This is a genomic window from Alteromonas sp. M12 (genome assembly GCF_037478005.1).
Taxonomy (GTDB): Bacteria; Pseudomonadota; Gammaproteobacteria; order Enterobacterales; family Alteromonadaceae; genus Aliiglaciecola; species Aliiglaciecola lipolytica_A.
On sequence record NZ_CP144164.1, the window covers coordinates 3225631 to 3239316 of the forward strand.

Consider the following 13686-nt stretch of genomic DNA (forward strand, 5'->3'; position numbering starts at 1 on the left):
GATTTGTCAGCGTGTTACCTCCCCCATTTGACGCACCTATATGGATCATCATGTTGTGTTTACTACGCCCTATGTGTTTGTTCCAAACCGCAATTACGGAAATCTATAGAAGAACAATGGCTAGCACACGGGGAGCTAACTTCGCCAAAATCGTCTGGAATATGAGATGAGTAGCGATAACCCGCCTATATTTTAATATTTTCTTGCGAAAAATTATCGCACAGTTACAGATGCTCGGCGACAACTACAGTGCCAAAATAACAGCTTGATATTGTATTGAAATTTTCTTAACTTTCTTCACTAATAAACACTTTCCCAATGGTGAGTTGTGCTAACAGCGTTTGCCATGGCTCAATGTCCCAGTTGACTCTTTCTCCCATGCTTATTGCCCGTTTTAGATATTGAATAACTTGTTGAAAATTACGCTGTTCACCAAAACGATATGCTTGTGAAAGTAAATAGTAGTATTCAGGATTCCATTTTTGTTGCTCGCCTATTTTTGTTAGATATTCTAATGCCAAAGAAAAGTTGCGTAATGCTTTATCTTGAGCAAATAGTCTCAATTCTGCAGCCTTTAAGGTAGCCGAAATATCATCTTTCTTCGCTGCAGATTCTAACCAAAACAAGGCTTTCGTTTCGTCTTTCTGCACCCAAGGGCTACTAATTAATAATTTACCTAAGCGAGATTCTGCTTTCGCCAAACCATAAGTACTGGCTTGCGCAATCCAATCAATGGCTTGTTCAATATCATCCTGTTCTCGATAAAGCTTAAGGCCGTATTCATACATAGCGTCAGGAAGGCCCTCTTCGGCCAAGCTTTTAAGGCGTTCGTTTGCTTCTCCTTCATACTGCTCTAACCAACTAAAATATTGCAATAGCTGCGCATATTGAAAACGGTCTGTTAAGCTAGAACTCGCCTTGAGTTTTTCACTCTGGCGAAGCAGCGATAGGTACATTTGCGCGTTTTTTCTACGCAAAGTGAGTTTATCGTAACTAGCAATACCTAAATTGACTCTAGCAACAAACTCAACGGTTTCGTGTTGTATTGTAGGCTTAGCTAAAGAATACCGAGAGAATTGATCGAGCAAAGTAGTGGCACGCCCATCGCGCTGCACTTCTACAATATTTCGAACAGAGCCGTCAGACGCAAGGTCAAAATCGATAATGACAAAGGGCTCGCTAGACGTCGTCGTGAAACTGAAATCCATATCGAACGAGTCTTCACTGTCACCGCCCATATCGTAATCAGAATCAGAATCATCTAGCAAGTCATTGTCAGCAAACTCTAATTCAAAATCGTCTAATTCTAATTGCGCCTTTCCGTCAAAGGTAATCTTGTTTGCCAATTTGTTTACAGCAAGTTCAGGCAAATATTTTTTACTGATGTATTTTTTACCTTTTTCGCTTAGTAACTTATTCAGAAATTTTTGAATGTTTAGCCTTTCTTGAGTAGCCATGTTACTTAATATTTTCTCTACTAACGATTTTGAATCATGAAAGTCGTATTCGGCCGCGAATGAAAGATATATAAGTGCTTTGAACGCATCTTTATCAGTCCCTAAGCCTTTGAAATACATAGTAGCAAGCCGATAGTATGCATAAGGGTTACCTACTTTTGCCGCATCCGAATAGCTAACTTTTGCGAGTTTAAAATTTTTCGCAGTATAATATTCATCGGCCTTAAAAATATCATGGGCAAAGACAAGCGATGAAGAGAAACAACATAGGGTTGTTATAATGCTTATTAGCTTAATTAAAAACATCATAATTCTTTTTCCATTTCAGCCCTAATGTAAATAATAATTTTATCAGTCATCACAATATTGTCTGTTGATATCACGGCATTTTTACCAAATGATTCAATTAATTTTCTTTCTTTTTTTTCTTGTTTTTCTTGTTCTTTCTTTCGGCCTCAAGTTCGGTTCTATTAAGGTAGCCGTTTTTATCAACATCGAGTAGGCCAAAGCGCTTTGGTCCATTTTTAGGCTTTTTAATACTAGACGAAAATTCCTCGACGGTTACGCGACCATCAGAATTAGCATCTACTTTGCTAAATCGGTCTTGCTTAGTATTTGAGGTTGTTGAAGTTGTTGAACATGCAAATAATGTTGTTACAAATGCTGTAGCAACCACTGTTTTTAATAAATTTTTCAAAATTACACCTCTTTTTTTATGGAAGTTTATTTGTCAGCGTCAATCCAATAGTTGCCATAAACTTCTTCGTTTAACATTTAACGATCCATTCACAATGTGCGCATTAAGCAACTCAGATGAAACTCGAAAAACTCTTCCTTTCACTTTTCAAGTACTAAACGAATAACGTTCTACAGCGACATTGCAAATTAGTAACATCAGGTTAACATAAAACCAAGGTGTATGTAAAAATACATTTTATATTTGAATTGAATGAGTGTAACTTCTTGTATAGCAAGGAGGATGCTCGACTCTGGCGCTACCGCGTATAACACAATAATTTATATTAAAACTACGATTAACTATGACGCTGACTAACGACGGTGATTTCACGAAAAACACCACAAATTTCCTTTTTATTTTCTTTCGTATTATGTTCACATGTCATGCTGTTCTTCCTTTATAAAATGAACGATATAATTTAATATCGTTAATCACCATCCTTGCCATAAGCTGGCCTGTTTCAACTTTTATATATTTTGCCGGTATTATTAGTGGCAACCAGAATTGCCAGCTAATAATCCCCCAAGATAAACCATAATTGCCGCTTCTGATTCATAATCAAAGGCGCTCGTGGCTTCGTATAAAATAAGAATTTTAGGGTTGGTGATGAGTGCTCTTGCTAATGCCACCCGTTGCCTTTGACCACCCGACAAACCGCTGCCACGCTCACCCACTTGAGTGTAATACCCCTCTGGTAATTCGCTAGTAAAGGCAGTAACACCTGCAAGCTCTGCTGCTTGTAACGTGGTTTGCTCGTAAACTTGTGGTAGGCTCTGGGAAATTATTGTCTTTACTGGTGCCAGAAAAAAGCATGCTTTCTTGTAACACCACGCTCATATTACGGCGCAGCTCTACTAGAACGGTAATGATGAGCCAAATACCAGCCATGTGAGTGATGGGGCGTAATAAAATTACGCTATTACTGTTCAAAACAGCATTCAAATAAAAAAGCCTATTTTTCAATAGGCTTTTAAACATTTATTCCTTTAAGTTATTTCTTTTTCTTCTTTTTCAAGTTTTCCTCAACAGACGGCGCCACTTTCGACGGCAAGTTATTACCCCGTGATGATTTTTTCACGTATGGATAGCTCACGAGGAAATTGTTCTCATCGATTAAGTTGATCAGATAGTGGGTTGTCCCTTCGGGCAAGGTGGCAGTCACTTTATTGCCAGGTAAGACCTGAGCAGGCATGCGGAACCATTCCTCCTTCTTAGCGCCTCCATTAAGTGTATACATCAATTGCGCACGTGCCAGCTTCGCACCATTTTCTTGATAACGATATTCAACCACATTGCCATTTCTTTGGTGAGACAATACCGTTGGTACTGCTTCTTTATTTGGGAGTGAGTCACTATAATGCGGATTATAATAAGGGTAACTCGCATCCATGGCTTCTAACTTCTCGGTCAACTTCGCATTCATCGCCTGCGCCTTATCAGGCATCTTGGTGGCTAAATTATTGGCTTCTTCGATGTCCACACGAATTTGCTTTCCACCCTCAGTTTTATAAAGTTGATACAGCTCTAACTCGTCATTTTTAGGATCTAGATGATCATAGTTACGCACCAACTTATAGTCGCCGATTCGAATCGTACTCTCCAGCGCCAAAGCGTTCGGAAAGTGCCACAAAAGAGTGTCGCGTACCTGCCCATCTTGTTGTTTCACCAATTGCGGGTCGGTAGCATCTGTGGCGAGAAGTTTGGAAAGGTCACTACCGTCAAACTGACTACCTGTCGGCTTCGGTGTATTCGTCCAAGAAAGAATAGTCGGATAAAAATCGAGACCGGAGGCCATAACATCGGTTTGCACACCAGCTTTAATTCCAGGACCAACAATAATCAGAGGCACTCGTGTCCCCCCTTCCATGGCAGAAATTTTACCACGATCCAATGGGTAATTTTCGGCGATCTTTTCACCCGGCATGTTTTCCATACCACCGTTATCCGAAGTAAAGATAATATAGGTGTTTTCACTCAACTTATGTCCAGGCCAACGGGGATCTTCTGTATTATCTAAATAGTCGAACATTTGTCCAACGTAATAATCAAGCTCCTCAACCATAGCAGCATAAAAAGGGTTTGTTTGTCCCTCACCTTTCCATTCTTGCGGGTTTTCCGGTAATTCAACACCCATTTTTTTCACATATTTGTTAAGCAAACGTTCGCTGCGTGTATGAATAGGCGCATGCACTAGCTTAGTGGCATAATAAAGAAAAAATGGGTCAGTTTTATTTTCGCGCACAAAGGTTAATGCATCTTCACTCAGTTGGTGGGTAGCAAATCCGTTTTCATCAAGACGATACGGATCTTTGGGATTGTTCGTCGCAAACCCCGTTAATCTATGTGGCTTCATCCGTCTAGTAGTGCCTTGATTAGTCCGCGTCCAATCAAAGCCAAGATCCTCTGGTTCAGGATAAGTTCTAGCCATGTGCCACTTACCACTATGCCCTGTAGTGTAGCCGTTGTTTTTAAGTGCTTGCGGCAGCGAAACATAATCTGTTGATACACGTCCGCTATACCAAGGTGGCATCATGCGATGAGCAGTTTTATGAAACGGCGCTGGCGGTGTGCCACCGATAACATGGGTGTATTGAGTGCGGGCTGGATGCGCCCCTGTCATAATGGCACCACGACTAGGTGCGCAAGACGGTGCTGGCGAATAACCCTGCCAAAACATAGTCCCCTTACCTGCTAGTGCATCGATGTTTGGTGTTTCGAATGGCGACGGCTCATCAATGTCATAAATTTTCACATCCTGCCAACCAAGATCGTCAGTTAGCAGTAAAATTATATTGGGTTTTTCAGGGCGCTGATGCACAACCTCTTCATGCACGGTGGTGCAACCTGAAATTAAGACTGCACTGAAAAGTGCGATTTTTTTAATGGTTATCATAATAGTATTCTCAAATCAGTTTATTTTGATAAAAGTATCGTTTCTTCATCTTCTAATGCGGGTCTTGGTATTAATTTAAAACGTCGAATTTGTTCATGTTTTTTTAACGAACGCAGGCTTAATACGCTGTTCCAAGTATTGTTATCAGCTTGCCAATTCCACTGAGCTTCTTTTTCTTCGTCGAAGCTGCTCCCCAGTGGCTCATAACCAGTATTAACCTTTTCGGCCCAGTAAACGCTTGCAGGCCGCGGCAATCCAATCACTTTAATGGGGTACCATCCTTGCCCACCTGAAACACTAAATCCTTGTATCGCTTCGGCGTAAGTTATTTCAGGTAGTGTTGACTCCACATTCGTTCCATCAGCTCTGATAATGGTAACTTGGTTCTTAACCGCCTCATTGATGGTTAAGGCTTGTATTCCATTTGTACCCTTTATAATTTCTTTGATGTTGGCATCTTTTCCAACGTAAAAGTTAGCACTAGCTGGTAACGCTAGGACTTCAACCGTGGCATTGATAATATCCCCCGGCATTAATTGTGTTATTTGTGGATCAATTCCTAATTCAATATTCACATTGCCTGCAGAGTTATTGTCACTAACTTCGAAAGAGTGTAGCCAGGCATTATTTAGCTTCTCACCATTAATGGTGGCGCTAAAATCACGAAGAACCACCGCTCGATTACCATAGCCTATACGTAAATCATTAGGATTGAGCTTAGCTGGCAACATGGCCCAAGGCGCATTTCCAAGCCAAGGGACGGAAGCACTTTTGACTATTTGCGTACTTTGCAAAGGACTTAACATTTGTGAAGGTTCGTTGACTTTATTACCACGCCCGTAGATCACAGAGGTAGAACGCCCTGATGCATAATAATCATTACCAAATTGAAATAATGCAAAACGCGAAATAGCTAATGGCTTGAGCACTTCAAATTCAAGCTTAATATAATTACGATTTAAATCATCGCTGCGAGGCATCATAAAAGTACTGCGTAGTGTTGCTGAATCATCAGCAGTGATTTCGGTTACTGATACTTCAGATAAAATAGGCCCCAAGGAATGAAATTCTGTTTTTGCTTGTTTCCATTGAATATAACGTCCGTTTTCGTCATGCAATAAACCTATGTCACCACCGCCAATATTGCTGGTCCAGTCATAACCATGATTCTTACTTTTGTTTTTCATCCCTTTTTGGAAAAGTGGCCTGATATCGGTGATCATCGAACGACGCAGCGCTCGTCCTGGTTGAAAACAAAAGTGTTCACTCCAATTACCTAAGGCTGATTGTAACCAAAAACCATTGCCACCCCAGCCTATTAGACTAAGTTGTGCCACAGATGCTGCAGGTACGCCATTCCAATTAGCATGCACTATTTCATAGGTGAATTCATGGCGACTATTTGCTGGTACTTTTAAGCTAATAGATGAATGGATCCAAGCACCATCATTCTCTATTCGAGGTTGGCCAGCACGAACATGCCAGTTTTTACTTACCTGAATGGGCCAACCTGTTTGAATGCCATTTGTGTCACGCAAAATAGGCACAAAACCGATTTTTGCATGGTTAGGGTGTATAAATCGTAAATTTACCGTTTGTTCAATGGCACTATCATTGATAAGTGAAAAATCGTTTATTGTTCTTTTATTTAAAGCTTCAGTTGAGGTTTTACTTCCATGCTTTCTTCCACCTATTTCAGGTAGCTTTATCTCCCATGCATTATTGGCCGCTGCAAATGAGACCGTTGATAATTTTGAGATAACTTCGATATCGTTAATTGGCTTTTCGTCTAAATTAAACCACTGCACCTGTTGATTTACAGTCAAGTTATAAGCCATTACTAAGTTCAAGACTTTCTGGTTTTTATGTGTAATAACAGTATCTTTAGCTTGGATATTGTTATACCACATTGGTTTTATAGTGCTAATTTCAATCTGTTCAGTGGGTTTAAGTGTTAAGGATATAGAGCCAGAATTGTGCCAAGCTTTCCAATCTAACTGACCTTGAATATTAACAATTTTATCGACGTTATTATTCGGCACTAACGAAAATTCATGAAATGTTAGATGTTGAAACCAGTTGCCTGTCTCAACTAAACGAATAGGAAAAGCATGATTAAGTTGAGGTGGTAATTGTAATCTTAATGAGTATTTCTGGCCTGATGTGGTCAACACAAAAAACGATAATATCCCTGTTTCCCCTTTATCTGTGTTAGCGAAGTGGAATTGCATTTGAACAGGGTTCACTTCAATTTGGTTCTTACCAGCTTGCCAAACTAACTTTGTTTTTTCTGCATTAAACCCTCGTAAATAGCTGTCTTCTGGACGAGAGACATTAAGATACGGCACACCATTTTTCCACATTAATGCAGCTGGATATGCACTACTATCTGGTGTAACCGGATCCAAAGAAACATCTAATTGTTGTGAGCTGATATTACTTTGATTTGCACCAATGCACGCAACTAACATTAGACACAAAAAAAAGGTAAACAAAAGTTTCATTGGTTATTCCTGAAACAGTCAGTAAAATAGAACCAAGCGCTAAAACAATAGCGCTTGGTTCAAACCAGTTGTTGCAACAACTTGCTTAGCTGCAGGTTATTTATTCCCATAATAAAATGTATGAGACGGTAAACGTGTTGTCTTTTGGTTTAAACCAAATAGATTTTGCTGAGACTTTTCAATATCTTCAGAACGAATAAACAAATCTGTTTGCGATATGTGTGGCGACATCAATAGCACACGTTCGCCCTTAGCAAGTTCAATATGAAGAAAGCCATTTTCACCTTGTCTAACAAGGCTGTTATCAGCCAACTTACCATCAATGTAAATAATTGGATTAGTAATATCAGGGTTAATCACTAACGGGGTGCCAACCAAACTTTGCAACTCTACAAACTGTGTTTTACCTTCAGACTTTTTAGCTGTCACCAAAAATGCACCTTGGGTTCGCAGTTGATGAAACGCCATGTCTTCCCAGTGTTTAGGCACCGCAGGAAACACTCTTATTTTGCCACCCCAACTCTGTAACAACATATCGTGAACTGAAGTTGCATAAGATAGCGGGCTTTCAATTACCGGTTGCGTTTTCACCTCAGCGTACATAGTTGTGGGTGAAACATTTTTATGATTAATGAAAAAGTCTAAATATTTATAAGCTTTTTCACCGTCACCAAGGGTAGCGTAAATCGAACTTGCGCCAGTTGCTGTATACCCTGTCACTTTCATAGCATCGGCTTTTTTGTTGCTATACATAGTCACATCTAACCAATGATCAACAGAGGTTCGAGCTAACTTAGCATCATCTTTATTTTCCACATTCAATTGTCCTAGAGGGTAAATAGGAAGTAAGTGAGAATAATGACGATGGGGTTTATCAAATGGAATATCTTTACCTATTCGCAAGCCATTTTCGTCTACCTGAAAAGGTACCAAATTGTCTAGCACGTGTTTCCATTTAGCAGCTAAAGGATCATTTAAATTGTTAGCTTCATCCAGCTCAATTAAGGTCTCGAATGTCCAGCGCAACAAGCCAATTGTGAAGTTAATATCCTGGCCACGACCTGGTTTATACTCAGGTGACCAACTATGTTTGATATGAATAGTGCCATCCTCAGACACTAACGCATTGTCTTTTAAATAATTTAGATAACTGTTACCGGTTTTTCGTAAGATTGGAAATAAACCATCACGTAACTTTTGTGCATCACCTAAATAAGTGTAGTGCAACCAATAGTCGTGTAACAACCACGCCAACATGTCAGGGACTTTACCGCCATTGGTTGACACCATGTCTTGAGGAAATAAGGCACCAACAGCGGCGCTGTCTTTCCAATGTTTTGGCACATTACCCGTTAAATTATCGTGATACTTATCTATATTGTTAACTAAGGATTCACCTAACTCCATGCGATTTGCGGTTAAGTGTGTCCAATAGATTAGCTGAACATTTAGATCACCCCACACCATTGGCCAAAAAGTATCGTTGTACCAAGGTCCCATCAGGTCAAGGATAGGACCATCACCACGACTGGCCGACGCCAACTTATACATTTGAATCCAATAAAAAGCTTCTTTCTCGGGCTCACCTATAGTTAAAAAGCTTTGTGGATAATAATTATGCCACCACTGTTGATGGCTCTCGAAAAAGGTATTTTCCTGCAACATTTTACGAGCTGAGTTTAGATTTTCTTTGACTATTTCATGACTGTTTTTTTCAGGAAAACTATGATGAATACTGGCGGATAAATATTGTTTGCCCGACTCTTTTCCTAGCACTTCCCAACCCACTGTGGTTTCACCTCGGTGTTGGTATAAAGGTTGAAAACTAAAATTCATTTCATCTTCTTTGAACAATGTCGCTTTGGGCGGCATAGGCATAGGCGCATTACGCATGCGATCCCAAAGGGCAGATTTTGGTCCTCTGCCACGATCAAAAAAGCCTTTTACAGGGGGATAAGGTTCATCCGGATGCCAACTTATAGTGATTGACTCTCCGTCTTTAGCATCAGTTTCAAAATAAATGATATCTTCTTCACTATGCGTGATGCCTTTAATTGCATATGAACCAAGGCTTGTGGTGATTTCACCGGTTAGCTCTGCGTCATATAATCCAAGTCTAAGATCTACTTTTTCAATATCACCTTTGGAGGTAAGATTAAAATGTCCTAAGGGCAGTCTACCTCGGTAGATCCATAGCATTTCCTCACCTTTATAAGGTAAGCGATGGTCGTAATAATCATGTCTACCTGTATGTATAGAAATGACATTTTTGGCCTCATTTTCAGCTTGATAGAATAAAAAACCGACGTTACCGTTGCCAGTATAAGGCGCCACAGTCCATTTATTTGGAATGCGATCCCAAATAAGATCCTGTTGCGACAAAAAAGATTGGTAATCAATGTTCACTGCAACTTTGGGTGTAGCCATTTGAGTGGCAGTAACCTCTTCACCATTGTTTGAGCAAGATGCTAAAAACACACCGCCTACTAACAACATAATCGATTTAACATGCGCAGTTTTAATGATTTTCATTTTATTTTTTATAGACTGATAATTAACCAAGGTACTTCCCTACTTGCTAGTTCCACTCACTTATTCATTCGATTAAATAATTAAAAATGAATGATTATTTTACATACGGATATTATAGCAGCAATAACAATATTTCAAACATTGTTTAACATATGAAACGATTTATTTAAAAATTACTTACTAAGGTTAATGCCACAAATTAAGGTCAGCACAAAAAGCATGAAATGATGGATATAAGCCGCAGATTTATTGCAACCCATGGTTCCCTAGTTGCGACCATGGGCGTATGTCATCAGTGTGGTTTAATAAATACTATCAACTGTTGTTTATCTGCCAAGATAATAAGTTATCAAGTATCATTAAACGACGTTGTTGATCTGCGTCTATGCCGTGGTTAACTTTCCAGTTAATTTGGGGTTTTGGTGCCCCTTTGTTTGAGCGCTGATCCCTTATGGATTTTTGCACAGCTGCATGCAAACGAACAACCACATCAGGGTTTTGCTGGGCGACATTAACCCTCTCACTTTGGTCTTCCTTTAGATTAAAAAGAGTGACATGTTGATACCATGGTTCGGTACTTTTAGGGGTGAAATAACCTTCTCTAAGTTTTTTAATATTTTTTTGATTACCTTGTCTAATCTCGGCCATTTCAGGTAAAGACTTATAGATCAATTTCCACTCGTTATCTCGGGCAATTAAAATATTATGTAAACTACTAATAATAACCTCTCGTTGTTTAGCCGGCGCTTGTTTATTTTGTAATTGCGCTAAAAAACTAACGCTATCAACGGCGTAACTCGGTGTTGGTTGACCTAGAATATCCGCTGTCGTGGCAACAAAATCTTCAAGGGTAATATTAGCGTGTTCTCGACGGTTTAACTTACCCTTAATACCTTTAGGCCATTTGACTAAAAATGGCACACGATGACCACCTTCAAACAAAGTGGCTTTTTCGCCCCGTCGCCCGTCGTGAGTATCATGACCTACTTTGTTAAGCTCAATTGTGGCACCTGGATAAGAACCATTATCGGCCGTGAATATGACCATGGTATTCTCTGACAATCCTTGTTTTGCTAATGCATCAAGTACTTGTCCAACGGTCCAGTCAATTTCCATTCGAAAATCAGCATTGGGGCCTAGTTTACTCAATCCCTGAAATGCTTTAGATGGCACAACTGGAGAGTGGGGTGCATTAAGTGGCATATATAAAAAGAAAGGTTCATCTTTATTTTGCTGTTCAATTAACGCGACGGCACGTTTTGTAAATTCTCCCAATACTTGAGTGGGTTGAAGCTCAGGATCAGCAAAACCAGTGCGGTGACCGAAGCGATTCTTACCAATTAAACGTTCAGTTGGTATTTTACTGGCTTTGTTATTGATAAGATAAACATAAGGTGCAAAATCTAAGCTACCGGCAATACCAAACCAAGTATCGAATCCATGATCTGTTGGTCCACCATAAAAAGGTACGTTAAAGTCTATTTGCTGATCTTGGGTTAGGGTGGCTTTATGACTCATGCTGGTTCGCGACTCCATCACTGAACCGTCTTTCATGGTCCAACTGGTGCCTAAATGCCACTTTCCTACCATCAAGGTTTTATAACCTTGGTTACGCAAAAAACTAGCTACGGTTTCTTGCCCCTTTGACATTATGCGAGAACCATAATTTGCGGCAAGTCCGACTTTTTCACGCCATGGATACCGTCCCGTCATAAGGCCATATCGTGTAGGTGTACAAATAGACGAGCCCGTATAAGCTTGGGTAAAGGCAATGCCTTGTTCAGCGATTCGATCAAGATTCTTAGTGGGTATTTTCCCTTGCGGTGCGATAGCCTGAATGTCACCGTAACCCATATCGTCAGCTAAAATGTAAACAATATTGGGTTTGCTAGTGTCAGCGAATACTGACGGCGACAATAGCCATACCACACACACAAGTATAATGGATTTAAGTGCTAAATTTCTTTGGTTTATTGTCATTGTTTATCCGTACATTTACTTTACAAGTTAGCTTGCTTTATTGACTCTCACAGCGTCTTGGTTAACAACTCAAACACTGAATGCATAGGCATAGAAACCGTTAATTCCCATTGCGGATCTGTTCAAGCTCATTGATTAATTGATTCGCAATTTCAGGACGATGTTCGAATAAATTAGTGCTTTCAGCGGGGTCCTCTTTGAGGTTATATAGCTGCATTTTTTGCCCGTCTGGTTTAACCCGAGTGAAACCGCCACTGCCCTCACCTTCAACAAGTTTCCAATCGCCTTTACGAATGGCGAATAAACCTCTATGGGAATGATGAATCACCGCTCCTCGGTCATAACTTGTGGTTTGCGTAGCCGTTAATTCTGAAGAAAAGTCGACACTGTCTAAGTGATTAAACTGTTCAATCTCTGTGCCTGTAATAGAAGCCACCGTTGCTAACAAATCATTTAGCACCACTAAAGATGAACTGACTTTGCCTGCCACAAATTTATTCGGCCAATTAATGATTAAAGGCACTCTGTGTCCACCTTCATGAATATCCGCTTTTTGACCACGTAATTTACCATTGGCGTAGTGTTGATATTTTTGCTTGTCAGTTTCAGTCCAATGGGCACCGTTATCTGAGGAATAAATAACAATGGTATTTTCGGCAATGCCTAGATGATCCAGTTCAGCATTAATCTGCCCTACCAGATTATCCACATCCATTACAAAATCTCCGTAATGGCCAGCGCCAGACTTCCCTTGGGAGGCTTTACTTGGCAACCAAGGTGTGTGTGGTGCAGGTAGCGCATAGTATAAAAAGAAAGGTTTGTTGTCGGCTGATTTCGACGCTAATTGAATTTGTTCTATGGCTTTTTGGGTAAGGGTTGGCAAAACGTTTTGATGATCAAAACCTTCGCCAATCAATCCTTTGCGCCAAAACCCCGCACCGTCATTTCGACGAAATTGACTCGCCTCCACAATTTTTCCAGTTAATGGTGTCGCTAAGGTCTCATTTTCGATAAACACATAGGGTTCCATATCCAAAGAGGCCGGTATTCCATAAAAATAGTCAAAACCCACTGAATTGGGACCTCGAGTCAACTGACTCCAATAGTCAGTCTCGGCATAGCCGATGCCCAGATGCCATTTCCCCACCGCTAGCGTTTTATACCCTTGCGACTTTAACATAGAGGCTATGGTGGTTCTGTCGGATTCAATTAGAGCCGGTGAGTGTCCTCTTAACACGCCACGTTTTAAATGCGTTCGCCATGCGTATCGACCTGTTAACAACGAATATCTAGAAGGGGTACACACTGCAGAGGATGAATGTGCGTCGGTAAATGACACGCCTTGTTCAGCCATTTTATTAAGATTAGGTGTGGCAATTTTACTTTCAGGATTATAAGCCTGGATATCGCCATATCCCATATCATCAGCAAAGATGATCACGATATTAGGTTGTGTTTTGGCCTGTGTTGCTAAGCTATTAGCAAATGCGTCACCGTACACAAGTGCAAGCATCATAGTGACAACAAGGGTAATCCACTGACTACCAGCTGTATTCAAGGGTAATTTATTCATAGCCATGA

8 protein-coding genes are annotated in these 13686 nt (G+C 40.3%); all 8 read right to left on the bottom strand.

Annotation, left to right across the window (positions count from 1 at the left end):
- Positions 1-287 precede the first annotated feature (287 nt).
- Complete coding sequence (locus tag VUI23_RS13985) at positions 288-1766, bottom strand: hypothetical protein (protein WP_342804723.1); 1479 nt, start codon at positions 1764-1766, stop codon at positions 288-290.
- A 97-nt stretch (positions 1767-1863) separates the two neighbouring features.
- The gene (locus tag VUI23_RS13990) at positions 1864-2154 is read right to left on the bottom strand and encodes an EF-hand domain-containing protein (protein ID WP_342804724.1); all 291 of its coding nucleotides are present in this window, start codon (positions 2152-2154) and stop codon (positions 1864-1866) included.
- Positions 2155-2684: 530 nt separating this feature from the next.
- On the bottom strand, positions 2685-2870 hold the full coding sequence (locus tag VUI23_RS13995; protein ID WP_342804725.1) for an ATP-binding cassette domain-containing protein: 186 nt from the start codon (positions 2868-2870) through the stop codon (positions 2685-2687).
- A 317-nt stretch (positions 2871-3187) separates the two neighbouring features.
- Complete coding sequence (locus tag VUI23_RS14000) at positions 3188-5089, bottom strand: sulfatase (protein ID WP_342804726.1); 1902 nt, start codon at positions 5087-5089, stop codon at positions 3188-3190.
- A gap of 20 nt (positions 5090-5109) precedes the next feature.
- A complete protein-coding gene (locus VUI23_RS14005) occupies positions 5110-7593 on the bottom strand; it encodes a hypothetical protein (protein ID WP_342804727.1) in 2484 nt (827 codons plus the stop codon).
- A 96-nt stretch (positions 7594-7689) separates the two neighbouring features.
- Positions 7690-10125 carry a hypothetical protein gene (locus VUI23_RS14010; protein ID WP_342804728.1) on the bottom strand — a complete coding sequence of 812 codons (2436 nt, stop codon included), beginning with the start codon at positions 10123-10125 and terminating at the stop codon, positions 7690-7692.
- Positions 10126-10440: 315 nt separating this feature from the next.
- On the bottom strand, positions 10441-12105 hold the full coding sequence (locus VUI23_RS14015) for an arylsulfatase (RefSeq protein ID WP_342804729.1): 1665 nt from the start codon (positions 12103-12105) through the stop codon (positions 10441-10443).
- Between the two features lie 100 nt (positions 12106-12205).
- Positions 12206-13684 (bottom strand): arylsulfatase, encoded by a 1479-nt coding sequence (locus VUI23_RS14020; protein WP_342804730.1) that lies wholly within the window; start codon positions 13682-13684, stop codon positions 12206-12208.
- Between the last annotated feature and the right edge of the window lie 2 nt (positions 13685-13686).

Bases quoted from the DNA above. Each gene is read 5' to 3' on its own strand.
- VUI23_RS13985 (WP_342804723.1), bottom strand. From the start codon at position 1,766: ATGATGTTTTTAATTAAGCTAATAAGCATTATAACAACCCTATGTTGT.
- VUI23_RS14000 (WP_342804726.1), bottom strand. From the start codon at position 5,089: ATGATAACCATTAAAAAAATCGCACTTTTCAGTGCAGTCTTAATTTCA.
- VUI23_RS14005 (WP_342804727.1), bottom strand. From the start codon at position 7,593: ATGAAACTTTTGTTTACCTTTTTTTTGTGTCTAATGTTAGTTGCGTGC.
- VUI23_RS14010 (WP_342804728.1), bottom strand. From the start codon at position 10,125: ATGAAAATCATTAAAACTGCGCATGTTAAATCGATTATGTTGTTAGTA.
- VUI23_RS14015 (WP_342804729.1), bottom strand. From the start codon at position 12,105: ATGACAATAAACCAAAGAAATTTAGCACTTAAATCCATTATACTTGTG.
- VUI23_RS14020 (WP_342804730.1), bottom strand. From the start codon at position 13,684: ATGGCTATGAATAAATTACCCTTGAATACAGCTGGTAGTCAGTGGATT.